This window comes from Mesorhizobium sp. M1E.F.Ca.ET.063.01.1.1 (genome assembly GCF_003998155.1).
Classification (GTDB): domain Bacteria; phylum Pseudomonadota; class Alphaproteobacteria; order Rhizobiales; family Rhizobiaceae; genus Mesorhizobium.
Genome location: NZ_RZSC01000046.1, coordinates 1 through 18,294, shown reverse-complemented (window position 1 = coordinate 18,294; position 18,294 = coordinate 1). Strand labels below are relative to the sequence as shown.

The window sequence follows — 18,294 nt, the reverse complement described above, 5'->3', positions numbered from 1 at the left end:
GTGAGTAATGTGTCGGGACGTGGGCTCGCTGAGCTGGGTTGAGGGCTTGTCTCAGCGAGCCTCCAGGTTTGATCCGCTTAAGGCTTGATGCCTTAAAAGCGCGTCGCGCAAAACGAATTCAGGCGACGCGCTTTTAAGTCTTTGTTTTGATGCATGTCGTTCGCCCAAAACCGCTGCGCACTTTTGGGCGACATGCATTAGCGGTTCAGCTTTTGGAATCGACCAATTTGCGGGTCTTTTCGAAGTCGGCGTCCCGGGTGTCACCCGCCTGGATCTTCTTGAGCTCGTCGGCCGGATCTTCCGAGGCGTGCTTGAAGCTGTACCACCGGCCATCCGGATCCCTGCGCTGCTGGACGGTTCCATTCTGGACGCGATGGCTGAAGCAGGTGCGAACGGGCGTTGCGGCAGAGGCGGTCGAGCGCCAGACGAGATCCATGCACATCTTGCCGTCGTTGCTGAGATGCCATGTGCCCTCGGCGACAGAAGTTGAATCGGGCTTGGACGTGAAGGCCCGCATCTTTCTGTCTTGCGCGAAATAGGCGGCTCCGTCGTCCCAATTCCAGGTGCGGTCCGCATAGAAAAGCTGCAGCTCGAACGCCGTCGGCGTGGTGACTGCGTGAGCCGGCGCGGGTTCCTGAGCGCCGGCCGCGTGAGCGGCGCCGCAAAGCGCCATCCCCCCACAGGCGAGGATTAGCATCCGGGCGGATCGATCGCGACCCACGCCCCTGGCTGGTTCGGATGGCCATATTTTTCGAGCTGTCTGCACAATGAACGATAACATGCCGATGTCGCCTTTCTTTTCGGCGTCACCACCCAGGCTGGGTCTTCCCCAACATCGCAGTTACCGCCCCCGGGTGTTATTAATGGTCGCCCGAGAAACGGTGTCAACCTTTCGTTGCATAGGCAACAAGAGTGCTTTGCGGACAGTGATCGCGGCCGCGCCAAGCTTGTGGATTTGAGCAAGCCGCTGGTCTATAGGATCAGCCGCCCTTGATGGAAGCGGAGACGTAGAACGGGCCGCAAACCAGGCAAGGCCCGAATTTCGGCGGCCGCACGCCGGACAGGAAACCGGCAAGGCAACCGGCGATGCAAACCGCCCCCGACCGCGCGGAGCATCCTCGAAAAGTGGAGCATTTGCCGTAACGCGGCGGTGGACGCCATCGGAGAATTGGTTGAAGCGAGCGGTATCGATAATCGTCACCCTGGCGCTGCTGGCATGGCTTGCCAGCGACTCGCGCTGGAAGATGGTCGGCGATGCATTTGCCAGCATCACGCCCGGCGCCTTCGCGGCGGTGACGCTGGCGCTGTTCGTCACCTATGTGCTGCGCGCGCTGCGCGTTTGTGACGAATTCCGCGACGAGGTGAACGGCCGCTTCGGCGCCTGCCTGCGCGTCATACTGATCCACAACGCCATGATCAACGTGGTGCCGTTCCGCGGCGGCGAGACCGCCTTCCCGCTGCTGCTTCGCCAGGTGTTCGGCATCTCGATCGTGCGCGCCGGCGCCTCGCTCTTGTGGTTCAGGCTGCAGGATGCCTTCGTCGTCGGCGTGCTTGCCTGCCTTGTGTGGCCGAGCCTCCATCCGGCGCTCCGGGCAGCGGGCATCGCGGCGCTGATTGCCGTCGCCTGGTACCTGCCGCGCTGGGCGCGCGCGCCGCATGACTGGGCCCATCGCGGCAGCATCGTCTCGAAGCTCGGCAAATTGCGCGACATCTTCACCGAGGCCACGGGGCGCTCCCGCTACGGCTGGTGGTGGACAGTGGCCAATTGGACGCTGAAGCTTGCCGTGCAGGGATGGCTGCTCGCGATGCTGCTCGGCACCTCCTTCCAGACCGCCTTTCCCGGCGCTGTCGGAGCCGAGGCCGCGGCCATCCTGCCGGTGCAGGGCGTTGCCGGCTTCGGCACCTACGAGGCGGGCGCCGCGGCGGCGTTGCTCTATTCCGGCATCGCCGTGAAGGACGGCCTGCAGGCGGCGCTGGCACTGCATCTCTTCATCCTCTGCTCGGCCGTCGCCACCGGCGCGATCGCCTGGCTGTTTCCCTCCAAATCGACGCTGCCGGAGAACCCGGCCACGGGACCCGCAAGGAAATGACCGCAATGAACGTGCTTCCCATTCCTGTCTCGGGCCTGCCCGAGGGCGCCGTCATGCCCGAGCACAGGCTTTCCATCGTCATTCCGATGTATAACGAGGCCGACAATGTCGAGCCGCTGCTCATGCGCATCCACCAGGCGATGGAGAACTACAGCCAGCCCTGGGAAGTGGTGCTGGTGGACGACGGCAGCACCGATGCCACGCCGAACGAAATCCGCAGGCTCGCGGCCGAATACGGTCCGCATGTGCATGGCGTGGAACTGGTGCGCAACTTCAAGCAGACCGCGGCCATGCAGGCAGGCCTCGACGCCGCCCGCGGCGACGTCATCGCGACGCTCGACGGCGACCTGCAGAACGACCCGTTCGACATACCGCGCATGGTCTACCGGCTGCTGACCGAGGATCTCGACCTCGTCGCCGGCTGGCGCAAGAACCGCCAGGAAGGTTTCTGGATGCGCAGGCTGCCTTCGCGCATCGCCAACTCGCTGATCGCGCGCGTCACCGGCGTGCGGCTGAAGGATTATGGCTGCAGCCTGAAGGTCTTCCGCGGCAGCGTCATCCGCAGCGTCCGGCTTTATGGCGAAATGCACCGCTTCATCCCGGCGTGGCTGGCGACGGTGACGACGCCGCGCCGCATCGCCCAAGAAGTGGTAACCCATCACGCCCGCATCCACGGGCAGTCGAAATACGGTATCTCGCGCACCTTCCGCGTGGTGCTCGACCTCGTCTTCATGTTCTTCTTCATGCGCTATCGCACCAGGCCCGGCCATTTCTTCGGCGGCATCGGCATCGTGCTCGGCGTGCTCGGTTCGCTGATCCTGACCTATCTATTTGCCCTGAAGGTGTTTTTCGGACAAGATATCGGAACGCGTCCGATGCTGTTCACCGGCTTCTTCCTGGTGATCGCCGGGCTGCAGGCGGTGACATCGGGGGTGCTCGCCGAAATGCTTTCGCGCGTCTATCTCGAGGCGAACGTCTCCCTCGCTTATGTGGCGCGGCCGCAGCCCGCGCATGGCGAAGGCGACGGCTGGCATTGGCCGAGCCCGCCGGCGGGCGCCAAGAAAAGCCGGCGCCGGAAATGATGCCGAACACCCCCTGCCCCAAGGTGAAGATCGCATGACCGTCCTGGTGACCGGAGCCGCCGGCTTCATTGGCAGCCATGTCTGCCAACGCCTTCTGGCTCGCGGCGACGCGGTGATCGGCGTCGACAGCATGAACGCCTACTACGATCCCGCGCTGAAAGCGGCGCGGCTCGCCAGGCTTTCCCCATACAAGGGATTTTCGTTCCATCGGCTCGACATCGCCGAGCCCGGCGCCCTGGCTGGGAAGCTCGAGGGAACGCAGGTCAGCGGCATCGTCCATGTCGGGGCGCAGGCGGGCGTGCGCTACTCGCTCGAAAATCCACGCGCCTATATCCACGCCAACATCGCAGGCCATCTGGAGGTGCTGGAGCTCTACCGCGCCTCGCCCAGCGTCAGGCACCTGGTCTATGCCTCCTCGAGCTCGGTCTATGGCGGCAACACCAAGGTGCCGTTCGCGGAAACCGACCGCGTCGACAATCCGGTGTCGATATATGCCGCGACCAAGAAGGCCGACGAGCTGATCAGCTCGACCTACTCGCATCTCTTCGGCCTGCCGCAGACCGGTTTGCGCTTCTTCACGGTCTACGGTCCATGGGGGCGCCCTGACATGGCCGCCTGGATCTTCACCGAGGCAATGCTGGCCGGCAAGCCGATCCGCGTCTTCAACCATGGCGAGATGTGGCGCGATTTCACCTATGTCGACGACGTCGTCGAGGGCGTGATCGCGGTTCTCGACAAGCCGCCAGGGGCCGGCGTTGAGCGCCACAGGATCTACAACATCGGCAACAGCCAGCCGGTGCATCTCGGCCGCTTCATCGAGACGCTGGAAAACCTGCTTGGCGTCAAGGCGATCCGTGAGGACCTGCCCATGCAGCCTGGCGATGTCGAGAAGACCTATGCCGACACCAGCGCGCTGGAACGCGACTTCGGCTTCAAGCCGAAAGTGTCGATCGAGGAAGGACTGGCGAAGTTCGTCGACTGGTATCGGCACGAATGGCGGCCGGAAGGCAAGAGGTAGGGCATAAGCCGCCGCCGGCCCCTGCCCTACATGCATCCTTCGATGAATGGGCCGCTGACCCATAGCGAGCCATTGGTGTACATGGCGGTCCCGCTGTCGTCGGTGTAGCCATGGGATTGCTCATCGACATGCAGTTTGCCATTGGGCACCAACTGCCCGTTCACCTTGATGCTCTTGATGAAAAGGTTGCGATCGCCGGGCGAGCCGTCTCCGGCCCACTGGTCGTTGATATAGCGAATCTCGATTGACTTTGGATTGGGCGCGCCGCTGAGATCGATGCGGAACGGCCGCGCGTCCATTGCCGCATCGTTCAGTTCCGCCACGCGCTCCTCGCTTGTCGATGCCTTGCTCCCCTTGCCCTGGACGGCGATTTCAGCAAGTCGCTTGCCGTCAACGAGAACGTCGAAGTGAGGCGGACCCTGGTAATCGGTGCCGGCCGCGTCGATCTCCAGAGACATGGCGGTGCAGTGCCCGGCGTCCGTCTCGTTCTCGGCGACAAGGTTTGCCATTCGCCGCTTCTGCGACTGCACCCATCCGGCGATCGGCTGCAAAAGCGCCGTTCGGTCGCTTGAACCGTCGTTGAAGAGGTTCGCCCTCTCCCCGGGATCCGTCCTGAGGTCGTATTCTTCGACCTTGCCGGTGGTCGCGTTGAAAATCACCTTTCGATCGTCTTCGCGATAGCCGAGCAAGGACCCGGCCCAGGGGTTGAAGAAGAAGGTCTTGTTCGGCCGCTGCTCGCTGAACAGGCTGCGTCCCTGCCATTGCTTCGGCAGTGGAAGTCCGAGTACGTCGAAGATCGTCGGGGCGACATCGATAATGCCGCCAACCGGATGCGCGACCTCGTCATGGAAAAGGCGCTTGTTGATCATGATCAGCGGGATGTGGACGTTCTCGTCGTAGATCGCGCTGGCATGGATATACTCGCCATGCTCCCCGAACGCCTCGCCATGATCGCCCAGGATGACGACAAGTGTCGAATCGAGCTTCCCTGACTGCTTCAGCGATTCAAGGATTTCACCGAGCGCCGTGTCGCCGACCTTCAAGGCGTTGAGATAGGCGTTGAATTTCTCATCATCGACATAGTGCATCGGCCCCCTGTCTTTGGCGGAAGGCGTCATCTTCGAGAACATCGGGCTGTCGGAGATGTAGGGATAGTGGGTCATCGCCGTGAACATTATGCCGAAGAAAGGCTGCTCCGAATCCTTGTTCATCCAGTCGATGATCGATTGCGCCGTGCAGAGATCGCTGTTGTAGTCCATGTTCTTCCACTGCTCGGTGCTGAGCTTGAAGGTCGGGGTGGCGCATTTTTGCCCTCGGTAGTCCTGGATCACATCCAGTCCCTTGTTGAGCAAAAACTCATCCACTCGCTGGAAGCGGGAATCCGCACTCCAGAAAAACCCGGTTCGAAAATCGTGCTTGGACAGCGTGTTGGAAATCGAATCCAACGGCAGATACGGGTACCTGCTGGTCATCCCGTAGAACGAGATGTCGTTATACATCGAGGTCAGCAGGGAGAATATCGAGTAGTGGGTGGAAGGCGCGTGCGCATAGATGTTGTCGAAGCGGATGGAATCCGCGGCATAGCTCTTGATGTTCGGCGTAATCGGATACTTGCCGCCAAAGGTCTCGATGTACTTTGATGGTACCGACTCCATCATGAAGATCAGCACGTTCTTGATCGGATTTGGTGTCGGCGCCTGGAAGCTTGATGTTTCCGGCGGACGCTCGCCGACGCTGGCGACATCGGGATCATCGGCGCCGGCGCCGATCGCCAGCATGACCGGCGTTGAACTGAACCAGGCCGACTGTACGAAATAAACGAGCGGATTGTCGACCTTCGGCGCCGGCAGCGCTTCCGCGCGCACGTGATAACCGGTAGCGGCCAGCGCCGCGCCGACACACAGGACCAGCGCTATCAGAAACGCCCGGTGACCCGCGGAACTCAGCCGGTGGCCCCACCTGCCTGCGGCGGAGCCGAGGACCAGCACCAAGACGATTGACCCGCCAAGGGTCGCGGCGCCTCGCATATTGAGCGCGTCGCCCATGGCATTCTTGGCGTCGGCATTCTGCAGGAAGTCGCCATAGACCAGCCACTGGAACGTGAATGGCTCACCCAGCATCTTGACGAGATTGATGTTGGCAAACCCCCAAGCCAGCGACACCACGACGACGAGATAGAAGAGGAAGACGATTGCCGCGAAGGCAAGCCTGCTTGCCTTTGCGGCAAAGAGCAGGATCAGCGTTGCCGCCGTCAGTGACGCAACGAGGATCAGATCGTAGTAGCTTGCCGCCAATCCCATGGGGATGGACGCCAGAACGCCCTGAAGTGTCGTTTGCGGATCGAGGATGACGCCCCGGTAGACGCCCAGCAGCAGCCATGACAACAGGCTGGTGCAAATGATGCGCAAGGACATGCGCCTGAAGCGCAGGTTCCGCGTCAAGGCCGTTTTCGTCTTCGATTGCGCCTGGCCGCTTTCGGATCGGCTCGCCGATCCCACATTGCCGCCGATACTCATGCAATTGCCCGCCGCCAGTTTGCGCTCCGGCCACAACCACTGCCGGCAGCTTTCAAACCCACGCTTGCAGAATCAGCCCGGGCCAAAAAAGAGTCAACAAAATCAAGTATGCATTAACCATGTCTCTTCAGAACTGGTTAACCGAACATATTGAAAGACAATTGGTTTCGCTGATTGACGGCGGATAAGGGCGCGCCGGCCGGAATTGGCAAGCCGGCGAATTTCGACGACGACAAGATTGAGCTAGACGGCCTTGGCACTCCGGTTCTCGCCAAACCGGCTTCCCTTCCGGACATCAGCCGAACGCATACAGATCGTCCGTCGAGGCGGCTCTGAAATAGGTTACGAATTCCCAGTAATTCTCGATACGGTCGACGAAAGGCCGCTGCGGCGGCTTCAGGATCTCGGTCTCGAAATGATCCAGGCGCTGGGAACCGCCGAGATAGGCGATGATCGCATTGCCAACCAGCGGATCGCCGATGTCGCTGTAATGGATCGGAAAAAATGGCTGCCGGGTTTCGAACAGCACGGATCTGATCTTCGCGCGAAACAGGTTCAGTTCGCGCAGATAGGCGTTGAACCGGTCTATGTCGAAGTACACCTTTTTCCTCGGACTATCGGACGCGACGGGATCGGAGGCGTGCACCGTCCAGACCCCAGAAGCCTCCGCCTCGAGCAGCGAGACGAAGGACGCGATCGGATTTCTTACAAGCCAGAGCTTCTTGACGCCCTCATCTTCGAGCACGGGGAGTATGGCCGGCCGGGTCTGATCGGGAAATATGTGAAAACCGACAAAGCGCGCCGACGGATCGTCGAAAATCCGCGCGATGAAGCGCTCCGGCTCGGCATCCCGCAGATCGACGCGTTCGCGCGGCAGGTTCATTTTCTCATGGTAGTCATAGCGCAAGCCGACAAAGCCCGGATTGAAGACTTCGCCGTGCAAGACCATGCCGTCATACTGGTTGAGATGGCGATTGAGCGCTTGGGACCCGGTTCTTGGCGAAGCGATCAGCACGAACTTTTGGCAAGACTGCATTCGGACCACGCCCAATCAACAGATGTCTGAAAATACACCAATGGCCGTTCAATTGAGAGCCGTCGCATGAATCGGCAACGGCGGGCGCATGACGCACCCGCCGTCGGATTTATTCCAGCACCGGCTCGAGGATCAGCCGCCACGCAGGCGCGTCGGGCTCAGGCTTGCGATGGTCGTACGCTGCGCGGACGGACAGGTCGGGAGGAAGCGGCTCGCATCCGCGTAAGTCATGGTCGCGATGGAATTCTTCAGCCCACCACGCTTGGCGATCCATCCGCGAACCCAGCCAGGATAGTTCTTCATCATGAAGTTCGCGGCAACCTGATTGCCCCGCGCACCGGCACCATAGGGCAGATGGAAGCCGAACGATGCGTTGCGCGTGACGCATATCTTGCTCTTGGGCATGGACAGATAGAGCGTGCAGGCCGAGTCGCACGCACCATCGAATCGCACAAAGCCGCCGCTGCGCCGCAGCTTCAAGGCACGGATGGCATAGTCGATCACATAGCCACCGCGATCGCCGCTGATCGTCTTGACGTTGGCGGTGCCGAGACTGATGCGCGGACGCAGCAATTCCCCTGCAGAGCTCGTTGAGACCATCGCGCCCATCAGACCGAGCGCAGCGAGAAACTTCACCGTCGTTTTCATTTGCGCCTCCTGCTATGCCGTGAACGATTAGCCGGGACGCGTAAAGATTGGTTATGCCGTGTCGCTAAACTTGTAACAGTCGATTGATTGTACAGCCTTTTTAGGGACCGCTTGATGGTCTTGGTTTACCAACGGCGCAGAAGGATGATCACCGAAAAGTAAACCAGGGATGGTCAAAAGGCACAGAAGCGGAAGAACGCTGCTTATGAATTTGGGGCAGAGGAACCGGCAATGGCCATTGGGAGCAAGCTGAGGAAGCCGTCGAAGCCGCAAGGCGGTCGTCGCCGCATCTTGGTGGTGACGCAAGCGATCCGGCTCGACGTCGACATCGACGACGCCACGGCGCCCGGCGAACTTGCCAGGCTGTTCGCCGAGGACGGAGACGACGTCATCCTGCTGTGGGTTGTCGGCCGGGATGTGCCGTCTGCCGACGAGGTGGCAGCGTACCGCTCGGAATTCGAGGCCGCCTCGGTCAAACTGGAGGTTCTCGACAGGTCCGATCAACTGCTCCCTTCGCTGGCGACGCCCGAGAGCCGCTCCGCGGCGTTGCTGCATTACCTCGAACGGTCCAATCACGATCTGGTCTACGCGCCCCTCGAGGGCGGATTGGCTTATTACACGCTGCTGGCGGCCGAAACCGGGGCCTTCGCGCCTCCGCCGATCATTGTCTTCGCCAACGCTCCGGAGGAATGGGCGCGCGAAGCCGACAAGGCCTTCATGGGAAGCACCGAGGCGATCGCCATCGCCTATATGGAAAAATACTGCGCGGAGATGGCAGGCCGGACGATCTGTGCCTCCGCCACGCTGCGCAAGTGGATGCTGTCGAAAGGCTGGAAGGTCCGCAAGGCGGCGGTGATGCCGATGTTGCCGCTGTCCGCCGGCATCGGCCGGGCCGGTGCGCGGCCGGCGCCCAAAAGCGGACCTGTGCGAGAGCTCGCCGTCTTCTCCACGGCGCGGTTTCGTGATGGCCTGACGCTGCTTTGCGATGCGCTGGACTTGCTCGCGCCGTCGGCGCCCCCAGGCCTGACCCTTACGGCGTTTGCTCCCTTCGGCAAGATCATGGGCGAGCACAGCGGCGGACTGCTTCTGCGCCGGGCCGAGAAATGGCCGTTCAAGCTCAAGATTTTGCCCGCCGCGGATCTGGATGCGAAGCTCGACTACGTCCAGCGCAACGGTGCGTTGGCGGTCATCCCTTCGCTTGCCGCATCGACAGGCGCCGCCGTCGCCACCTGTATCGCGGCGGGATTGCCGTTCGTTGCCACCAACGCCGGCGCCAATGCCGAGGCGTGGAACGCAGAGGCGGAGCAGCCTCGATTGGTCGAGCCTGACGCCGGCCAGTTGGCCCGCTCGATCCTGGCCGCGCTCGGCAGCCCGCCCCGCCCGCGGCGGATAGACGTTTCTGGTCATTGTCGGCAGGCCTGGCTCGCCACACGCAATCCGCCGGCATCGGCCGTACGCCGGCGCGTTGGCAAGCGCGCCGGTCCGGCGCCGCTGGTTTCGATCGTCATGGCCCATCGCAACCGGCCGCTCTATCTGAAACAGGCGATCGCGGCGATCGAAGCGCAAACCTACGACCGGCTGGAACTAGTGCTGGTCGATGACGGAAGCGACCAGGATGAAGCTAGGCGGTTGCTGGATGCGCTGGAGCCGGCCTTCCGTCAGCGCCGATGGAAGATCTTGCGCCGGCCGCACAAACACCTTGGCGCCGCGCGAAACGCCGGTGTCCGCGCCGCGCGTGGCGAGTTGATCCTGTTCGCGGATGATGACAACGCGCTTTTTCCAGAGGCCGTCGACCAGTTCGTCCGCGCCATGACGGCATCTGGAGCGGATATCTGCACCGCCTTCCAACTGATCTTCTACGAGGATTTCGTTCCCGCGGACCGGGCGGACGGGCTGATCCAATACTTGCCGCTCGGCGGCCCCGACGCTCTCGGCCTGATCCACAATGTCTATGGCGATGCCAATGCAATGGTGCGCCGAGAGGTTTTCTCACAGATCGGGTTTCTGATCGAAGAGCCTGGCTATGCCATGCACGACTGGGAATTCTTCGCGCGAGCTTCCCTTGCCGGGCTGAGGATCCGGCCGATTCCGAAGCCGCTTTACTGGTATCGCTCGAAGCCGGACGGAATGTTCCGGACCTCGAACTGGTACGACAATCGCCGTCCCATCATCGAGGCGTTCAGGTCGGGCCGATTCGACGACGCCGGGCTGCTGTATCAGCTTGCCATCGCCCAGAACACGGCACGATCCGAAATCGAAAGCGCGCGCGAAAACCTGAGATATACCCCCGCCTATCGAAAGTATCTCGAACTCTGCGATCTCGAACCGAACAGCGATGCGGCCATCGGAAGCCTCGCCGCCATCGCCCTGGCGACCGGGCGTCCCGATACCGCGGCGACCTTGCTTGAGGGGGACGCAGCCAGGACCAGTGAGGACACTCCAGACGAGGCCGATGGAGCCGACGGCTCACGCAGCCTCGCCTTTCAAGCGCTGAGGAGCGCTAGGCTTCTCACGCCGCGCGTCTGCGATCTTCCATTGCTCCTGGTGGCGCGGGACGATGGCGGGATATTCCTGCGACCGCATCTGGACGGGCCAGTCGCGGCGTCGCTCGATCAACAATTTCCACCCTTCTTCCGCAGGCTGGAGGCAGCAGTGGAAGTCGCGCATTCCAACGCGCCGGCAATCGACTTCGGCCTTGCCCTCGCCCGCCCCGACTGGATCATCGACTGGCAGCAGGACATCGCTCGGCAAACCATCGCTTTTTCCGGATGGACGGCCGTTCGGGACAAGTTCGCGCGCCACCGCCTGGTGGCGTCGCTTCGCGTGCGGCACAAAACGCCGCTCTCGATCATTCTGGCGGTTCGTTTCGCGGAAACTCCCAACGGTTTTCCAACCAATGCCTTCTTTCGAAAGCTGACGCTTTTCAGCGATTGAGCGCTGCCCGAGACCCATGCTGCCGCGGTTAAGGTTAACCCGGCTTGGCGCTCCACACTCACCCCGATAACCTCCCGTTATGGTTGACAAATTATTAACCGGTTATATTATTAAGGTTTATGGGGCATGTGGTGGAAAGGGGTTTGTCATGCGTAAGATCCAGTCGCTGCTGTTGGGCGGACTTAGCATTCTGGGCGTGAGCGTCGCTTTTTCCAACGCGGCGCAGGCACAAATCGAAGTTGCTCCGGTCAAGGAAGCCGAGCTCGCTTGCGAGCAGGCCCTCAAGATCGGCACGATCGAGGCGCTCGAGGACTATTTGCACCGTTATCCGAACGCGCCGACGGCTTGCAAGGCGCTGGCCCTCAACAGCCTGGCGCAGTTTTCGGCAGATGGCGGCAGCAACGGCAACGGCGACGGTGGACACCGCTACGGCGGTTAAACACCAGCGGCCTCTTCCGACTCATCAGATCGCCAGCTCAGGTGGCCGCGGTTTCCTCTGACCGCGGCTTGGTCGTTTTCGCGACGTATTCGGCGTAGCGGTCCGAGGATTTCATCCAGCCAAGTTCCACGAGCTGCGCGCTGTCGCCGCGATAGTGGACAGACCGGCTGTTTCGAAGCGACAATTTCGGATCGCGTTCCAGTGCTTCCATGTAGGCAGCGCGCTCCTCAAGCGTCTTTTCCTTGAGTTGCGCATTCTCGCCCAGGGAAGATGCCGATTTCTGCTGAAAGCCCCAGATGAATTTGAAATGCAGCAGCGCGATGCGAAGTTCGCTGAAACGAACCTCGCTGATCGTATGTTGCGCCGCATGGTAGTGCGTGCTCCTGCCCCATCGCACGATCGGCACCTTGGTCAGGCACGGAGGGAAAGTCTGCTTGAACCGGCCGTGCCAGAAGGCACGTTCCCTCACGCCGCCGAACATCTGCTCGGGCGGATAAAGACCGTCGCGCGCGCGCAGCCACCCAGGCTCCGGATCGAAATAAGGCGACGCCTCGACAAGAGGGCTTTTGCCGTCATAGCTGCATTCCGCCAGCGGCCCGTCGGCATACATGTCGATCATCGAGCCGATCACAGCCTCGGCGCCGGTCGAGTCCAGATAGCCGCAAAGCCGGCGCAGGTTCACACGCTCGAAATCGGGATAGACGAGCAGTTCGTCGGCATCGACCGATAGGCACCAGTGGCCGGAGCCGAACACGCGCATCAGCGTGTTGATCCATCGCGGCGGAGTGATGTTCTCCGCGAAATGCGACCCTTCGGTGTGAAAGCAATGGCTGTCCGGCTGCGCCAGTATCAGCTCACGCGTTCCATCCGTTGAGCCGTTGTCCAGGAAGAAGAAGCGGTCGACGCCGAGGCTGCGATAGTGATCGAGAAGATGCGGCAGCAACGTCGCTTCGTTGCGCAGTCCCACAAAGCACAGGATCTCGCCTTTGCTCACATCGATAGGCCGATCGTCCAGCCTTTCGAGGTGTTTTGGAGACCGATGGATGGGCATCCGAGCGTTGATCCGGGTTACGCGAATGCGGGTGCGATATGGGTAAGCCGATTATCCCCGCGAGACAATTATCAAAGTGTTATCCTACTCTTTGCAAGACTGTCTCGACCCGCTGCGGCTGATGATCGAGGGGGACTGATTGAGCATTGGTTCTAAGGCAGGCGCGATTGCTGCGCGCAAGCGACAGGCAAGCCAGAAGCCCCGGAATGTGTGTGTCGTCTCGGAGGTCGCGTTCGGCTCGACGGTGGCCGCCGATCCCGGCTCGGCGACCTACGCGCTGGCGCAGCATCTGGCGAAGATCGGTGACACGGTCACGCTGCTATGGGTGGCAAACCCACTCGGCAGCCAACCCGACGAGCAGGAGATCGCGAGGCTCGCCAAATGGTGCTTCGATAATTTCCTGGTGCGGCTCGAACTGCTGCCGTCATCGCCCGAATTGCTGCGCGGAATGGAGTCGAGCGACAAGAATTCTGTAGCCGTCTATCATTACCTCAAGCAGAACGCTTTCGACGTCGTCTATTTTTCGCTCGAGGGCGGACTGGCGCACTTCCCGACCGTCGCCAAGCGCACGGGGGTGTTTCCCGATCCTCCCGTGCTCGTGGTGCTCGCGCACGAGCCACTGATGTGGAAACTGGAGGCGAATGCCCGGGCGGTCGAGCGTAAGGAGCAGATGACCGTCGCGCATATGGAAAGGATGTCGGCGGAAACCTGCGACCATATCGTCGTAACCGGCCAGTCTTTGCTCGACTGGATGACCAAGGCGGGCTGGAAGCTGCCCGCCAGCCGGCACATCGCGACGCCGCTTGAGCCTGAGGAGTGGCGTTCGGACTTCACCCTCGACCGCTACAGGCCACGAGACCGGCCGACTGCGGAAGTGGTGCACTTTTCAGGCACGGAAGCGCGCAGCGGACTGACGCTGTTCTGCGACGCGCTCGATCGCCTGGCCGACGCCAGCGTGACCGACATCGCCGTGACGGTCGTCGGAGCGTTTGGGCATGTGCTCGGCGAGCACTCGGGCGGCATGATCGTTCGGCGGGCTCGACAATGGCCGTTCAAACTGAAGCTCCTGCCCATCCGGGACGTGCCGGAAATCTTCCGTTACCTACGGCAGAGTCGTGCGCTGGTGGCAATCACCCATTCGGCCGCGCAACTTCCGCTGGATGTCGTGGCGTGCCTCGACGAGGAGATTCCGTTCATCGCGACGGATGTCGGCAGCGTGCGTGACCTGCTCCATCCGAAATCCGCCGACGCCGTCATGATGGAGGCGTCGCCTTCCGGGATCGCGGCCAAGATCGCTTCAACGCTGGAGAGCCCCTCGTTCCGCCCTGCAAAGCCGCTGCAGAACCGCGACGCACGCGAAAAGGCCTGGAGCAAGCTGCACGCCAAACTGTGCCGGCAGCCCGGCAAGGCCGCCGGCCGCGGCCGAGGCGCTCTGCCGCTCGTTTCGATCATCACGGCGCATTACAATCGGGCGCGCCTGCTGCCGCAGGCGATTGCCTCGGTTCGGCGCCAGGACTACCCCAACATCGAATTGATCGTCGTCGATGACGGCAGCACGGATCCGGAGGCAATCGAGCTGCTGGCGGAACTGGAGCCCGAATTCAAGCGGCGCGGCTGGCGCATCATCCGGCAGAAGAATGGTTTCCTCGGCAAGGCACGCAACACCGGAATTCGAGCCGCGAAGGGTTCGTTGATCCTGTTCCTGGATGACGACAACGCACTGTTTCCGAATGCGGTCAGCACATTCGTCGCCGGTGTGCAAAAGTCCGGCGCCGACATCTGCACGACCTTTGCCAAGTGGCTCAATGAGCCCTTCGTGCCGCCGGACACCAAAAGCGGCTATATGCTCTATTTTCCGGTCGGCGGCCCTCCGGACATCGCTCTGATCACCAATCCCTATGGCGATGCCAATGCGATGTTCCGGCGTGAGGTGTTCGACAAGGTAGGGTACCTCAACGAGGAGCGCGGCTTTTCGGCGAGCGACTGGGAGTTCTTCCTGCGCGCCGATCTGGCAGGTCTCACGATCGTCACGATCCCGGAGCCGCTCTACTGGTACCGCTCCTCGCCGACGGGCATGAACCGGAATGCAGAATGGCTGAGGAACCGCAGGCCGATCATCAATGTGTTCCGAAAGCACAAATTCGCGCACACCGACATGTTCGTGCAGCTTGGCATCAGCTCGAACACCGCCGATCATGAAAAGGAACTCAACCTCTGGAACCTGGAACTGCGCGTCAAGGATGATCGTTATCTGCGGCTAAGCTCGGCCCCCGCCAATTCCACCGACGCGATGCAGTTGCTGGCCGAGATTGCGGCGCGCGAAGGCAGGCCCGATACGGCGATTTCGCTTCTCGCCCATTCCGGGCGATCGGACTTCACGCTGGGTGTCGTCGACCTGCTCGACGCGACGGCCGAGGACACCGTGCCGGAACTGTATTCCGCGCTTCAGCGCGAGCGATACCTCCCGGCCGAGGTCCTGCGCCTTGCCCATGTCGGCTCGTATCCGGATGCCGATCCCGATCTGTTGACCTATGTCGAACAATCGCCGGACCAACTGTTCGTCCAGGCCAAGGGCAATATTGTCTCAATGGCTTTGCTGAAGGGCGTCTGCCCACCCGGCACAGTCGGCGCGGATTGCTGGGTCTACCTCGACGAAGCATTGACCGGGCCGGCGCAGTTTCAGATCGCGATCGTCGATGCGGAAAACCGGACTTTCAGCGATCTCGCTCGGCTCCTCGAAAATGGCGATGGAAGCGGCTGGGCCGATGTCAGCCGCCCGCATGAACCCCGCGAGATCATGGCGAGCGTCGACACGCCGGCATCAGCCAGGCGCGATTTGCTGCTTGCCGTCAGATGTGGCGGCAATCGGCCCGACGCGCCGGTGCTCGGCGGTTTTTCAAGCATCAAGATCCGCAGTGTCGTCTCGCCCGACGCGAGGCGCCCACGCCTCAACGCGCCGCAATCGCGCCAACGCACGCGGCGGCTGACAGGCGAGGAACTGAAGCATTCGACGCTCGTGACGAATTATCCCTCCGAACTGCCGTTGCTTCTCGTCGCTGGCGACAATGGCGGCATATTCCTGCGGCCGAGCACGCATGGCCCGGTCGTAGCCGCGCTCAACGCCGCTTTTCCGGCATTTGCCAGGAGCGCCATCGCGACGGTGGAGATGGCCCACGAGGAGGCGTCGCCGTTCGAGTTCGCCATGGCTCTCGGCAGGCCGGAGGAAAAACTCGTTTGGAACCGCGACGCTCCCGTCGGCGCCTTGGCGTTCTCCGGATGGACACGGGTTTCGAAACCTTTCGAGCTGCATGACCTGAAGGTTTCCATCCGGGAAATCGATCGCAAATGGCTGACGATCTATCTGGCGATCCGGCTGCCGCGCGGTTCGAAACCCATGCCGTCCAACGCCTTCTGGCGCAAGCTGTTGCTCGTGTGGGATTGAGGCGGGCGAGGCAGTCGCGCGAACGTTACTTGGCAGCACCAAGAACTGCGGTAATAGACGGGGTCGTCCTGGGGAGGTATCTTGAAGATGAAGTCTGTATTCAGCCTCATCCTGGCGATTTTTATCGTCGCTGGCAGCGCGGCTTCGTTCAAAGCGACCGCCCAGGAACGTGACGTCGGGCCGAAATGCACCCAATGGAATTCGTACCGTGTCCTGTTCAAGAAGGGCGAAGGAAAGATTTCGGACGAAACCGCCAATTCGCTGGCGGCGTTCCTGAAAGACAGCGGGCGCGATTGCGGCTACAGGCTTTACGCGACGGCGAGCAAAGAAGGCAATTACACCAAGGCCGATGGCATAGCCGGCCGCAGGCTCGACGCGACCAAGGATTTTCTCAAGACGCAAGGTGTGAAACCCGAAATGGTGCTGGCGCTTTCGCACTGGGTCGATGACAGCGCCGCGGATACGAAACAGGCGCGGAGTGCGATTCTGTACGCGCTTCCGAAGCAAGGAATCTCCTGCCGGCAGTATGAGAAAAGGAGTCCTCTGCAGGTCCCCATGTTCTTCGACAGCCAGTCTCTTGTGATTTCGCCGCAGGTCAAAAGTGACCTCGAGAAATTTGCCACCAGCATCAAAGACACGCGCTGCAACGTGGAATTGACAGCGATGGCAGCGAAGGAATTCACCGGCGCGAACACCGCGAAGACGAACAAGGACCTGGCCAAGCAGCGCGTCAAGGCGATCATGGACATCCTAACCGCCGCCGGCATCGACAGCGACCGGCTCATCGACACGCATGTGGACTATGTCGGCGACAAGAAGCCGAACACCGCCAAGAATCGTCTGGCCACGGCGTCGCTGATGTAGCGCGCCGGCCGCCGGCGCAACGCCGGTACAACGTGCCGCGCGACGCTCACGCCGCGGCGCGCCAGGCGCCGGGCGCAAGTCCCTTGATCGCCTTGAACACCCTGGTGAGATGGCTCTGGTCGGCGAAGCCGGTCGCCGCGGCGATCTCGGCCAGCGGCATGTCGGTTTTGATCAGCGCCGAGGCGGCGCGGATACGGCGGTCGCGCAGATATTGTCCAGGCGTCATGCCGGCGGCGCGGTGGAAATCGCGGATGACCTGGAAGCGGGTGACCCCGGCCGTCGCCGCCAATCGAGCGAGATCGAAGCCGGCAGAAAGATCTTCGGCAATCAGCTCGCCATAGAGGCGGAAGCGCTGCGCCGTTTCACCGCCATCCGAAGCGCGATCGCGGACCTTGCGGTCGCCGAAGCGGCTGGCCAGTTCGCGCAGCGCCATGAGCATGGCCGCTTCCTGCTCGAGCTTCCCGGCCAGGCGATGCGCCTTCACGAAGGCCCACGCCAGTTCCGGCGCCTCGACAATGCCCTCGCTGAACATCGGCAATCGCGACTGCTCGATATCCTCGGCGATCTCGGCCATCAGCGCGACGTCGGGATAGCAGGTGCGGTAGGCCCAGCCGGCGGGAGCGCCTTTCTCGCCGTCATGCGGCTCTTCCGGATTGACGATGATGATCGAGCCCGCCGGCGCCAGATGCTGGCGGCGGCCGATCCTCAGCTTCTCGACGCCGGCCACCACGACGCCGAACACCCAGGTCGGATGCGTGTGCAGCGCGTAGGCATGGTCGCGGTAGCGGGCGGCGAGCATTTCCAGGCCGCCAAGGCCCTCATGCCTGGTCAGCCTTGCTGCTTCGCGCTCCCTTTGCTCGCCGGCATCGCTCATGGCCAGCAGCCTTTCTTGAAACCGTCCTGCCCGTCAATCCCGTTCAAGACGGAAGCCGAAGGCATCGGCAACATCGCCGCAATCGAGAGCGGAGACACGACGATGCAGAACAACGACAGGATAGCGGCGATCGTGCCGGAGGTGATCGGCTGGCGGCAGGCGATCCACGCCAATCCGGAGCTCGGCTTTGCCGAGCACGAGACAGCGGCTTTCGTCGCGGCGAAGCTGAAGGAATTCGGCCTTGCGGTTCACACCGATGTCAGCGCCACCACCGCGGTGGCGCTGACATCGGTGTGAACC

The 18,294-nt window shown here is 62.0% G+C and carries 15 protein-coding genes; 9 read left to right on the top strand and 6 right to left on the bottom strand.

Annotated elements, in window-relative coordinates:
* Positions 1–205: 205 nt before the first annotated feature.
* Positions 206–697: a DUF995 domain-containing protein gene (locus EOA29_RS06530; RefSeq protein WP_127220533.1), complete on the bottom strand. Its 492-nt coding sequence runs from the start codon at positions 695–697 to the stop codon at positions 206–208.
* A 475-nt stretch (positions 698–1,172) separates the two neighbouring features.
* On the opposite strand from EOA29_RS06530, the gene EOA29_RS06525 reads away from it, so the two are divergent.
* From EOA29_RS06525 to EOA29_RS06515, 3 genes are read left to right on the top strand one after another with little or no spacing between them, the layout of a single operon-like run.
* Positions 1,173–2,090: a lysylphosphatidylglycerol synthase domain-containing protein gene (locus EOA29_RS06525; RefSeq protein ID WP_126094807.1), complete on the top strand. Its 918-nt coding sequence runs from the start codon at positions 1,173–1,175 to the stop codon at positions 2,088–2,090.
* A 5-nt stretch (positions 2,091–2,095) separates the two neighbouring features.
* Positions 2,096–3,172 carry a glycosyltransferase family 2 protein gene (locus tag EOA29_RS06520; RefSeq protein WP_126094808.1) on the top strand — a complete coding sequence of 359 codons (1,077 nt, stop codon included), beginning with the start codon at positions 2,096–2,098 and terminating at the stop codon, positions 3,170–3,172.
* A gap of 34 nt (positions 3,173–3,206) precedes the next feature.
* A complete protein-coding gene (locus EOA29_RS06515) occupies positions 3,207–4,190 on the top strand; it encodes an NAD-dependent epimerase/dehydratase family protein (RefSeq protein WP_126094809.1) in 984 nt (327 codons plus the stop codon).
* A 26-nt stretch (positions 4,191–4,216) separates the two neighbouring features.
* Here the strand turns inward: EOA29_RS06515 and EOA29_RS06510 are convergent, their stop codons facing one another.
* A complete protein-coding gene (locus EOA29_RS06510; protein WP_210213122.1) occupies positions 4,217–6,604 on the bottom strand; it encodes a sulfatase-like hydrolase/transferase in 2,388 nt (795 codons plus the stop codon).
* Between EOA29_RS06510 and EOA29_RS41240 the strand changes: the two genes are divergently transcribed.
* A complete protein-coding gene (locus EOA29_RS41240; RefSeq protein ID WP_210213121.1) occupies positions 6,591–6,860 on the top strand; it encodes a hypothetical protein in 270 nt (89 codons plus the stop codon). The genes EOA29_RS06510 and EOA29_RS41240 overlap by 14 nt on opposite strands.
* Positions 6,861–7,001: 141 nt before the next feature.
* Here the strand turns inward: EOA29_RS41240 and EOA29_RS06505 are convergent, their stop codons facing one another.
* Positions 7,002–7,742, bottom strand: coding sequence for a hypothetical protein (locus tag EOA29_RS06505; protein WP_126094812.1), 741 nt, complete (start codon positions 7,740–7,742; stop codon positions 7,002–7,004).
* 132 nt (positions 7,743–7,874) lie between these two features.
* Positions 7,875–8,390, bottom strand: a complete 516-nt coding sequence (locus EOA29_RS06500; protein ID WP_245464737.1) for a hypothetical protein — start codon at positions 8,388–8,390, stop codon at positions 7,875–7,877.
* 231 nt (positions 8,391–8,621) lie between these two features.
* Here EOA29_RS06500 and EOA29_RS06495 point away from each other — a divergent pair, with 231 nt between their 5' ends.
* Together EOA29_RS06495 and EOA29_RS06490 are read left to right on the top strand one after the other, a co-directional pair.
* Positions 8,622–11,324 (top strand): glycosyltransferase, encoded by a 2,703-nt coding sequence (locus EOA29_RS06495; RefSeq protein ID WP_126094813.1) that lies wholly within the window; start codon positions 8,622–8,624, stop codon positions 11,322–11,324.
* Positions 11,325–11,472: 148 nt separating this feature from the next.
* Positions 11,473–11,763, top strand: a complete 291-nt coding sequence (locus EOA29_RS06490) for a hypothetical protein (protein WP_126094814.1) — start codon at positions 11,473–11,475, stop codon at positions 11,761–11,763.
* A gap of 37 nt (positions 11,764–11,800) precedes the next feature.
* On the opposite strand, the gene EOA29_RS06485 is transcribed toward EOA29_RS06490, so the two are convergent.
* Positions 11,801–12,757 (bottom strand): glycosyltransferase family 2 protein, encoded by a 957-nt coding sequence (locus EOA29_RS06485; protein WP_189434526.1) that lies wholly within the window; start codon positions 12,755–12,757, stop codon positions 11,801–11,803.
* Between the two features lie 196 nt (positions 12,758–12,953).
* Here EOA29_RS06485 and EOA29_RS06480 point away from each other — a divergent pair, with 196 nt between their 5' ends.
* Together EOA29_RS06480 and EOA29_RS06475 are read left to right on the top strand one after the other, a co-directional pair.
* Entirely contained in the window at positions 12,954–16,256 is a 3,303-nt protein-coding gene (locus EOA29_RS06480) for a DUF6212 domain-containing protein (RefSeq protein WP_127220529.1), read from the top strand.
* A gap of 87 nt (positions 16,257–16,343) precedes the next feature.
* Complete coding sequence (locus tag EOA29_RS06475) at positions 16,344–17,120, top strand: OmpA family protein (protein ID WP_126094817.1); 777 nt, start codon at positions 16,344–16,346, stop codon at positions 17,118–17,120.
* 46 nt (positions 17,121–17,166) lie between these two features.
* Here the strand turns inward: EOA29_RS06475 and EOA29_RS06470 are convergent, their stop codons facing one another.
* On the bottom strand, positions 17,167–17,994 hold the full coding sequence (locus EOA29_RS06470; RefSeq protein WP_126094818.1) for an AraC family transcriptional regulator: 828 nt from the start codon (positions 17,992–17,994) through the stop codon (positions 17,167–17,169).
* A 15-nt stretch (positions 17,995–18,009) separates the two neighbouring features.
* Between EOA29_RS06470 and EOA29_RS41235 the strand changes: the two genes are divergently transcribed.
* A complete protein-coding gene (locus tag EOA29_RS41235) occupies positions 18,010–18,291 on the top strand; it encodes a hypothetical protein (RefSeq protein WP_189478837.1) in 282 nt (93 codons plus the stop codon).
* Positions 18,292–18,294: the final 3 nt, after the last annotated feature.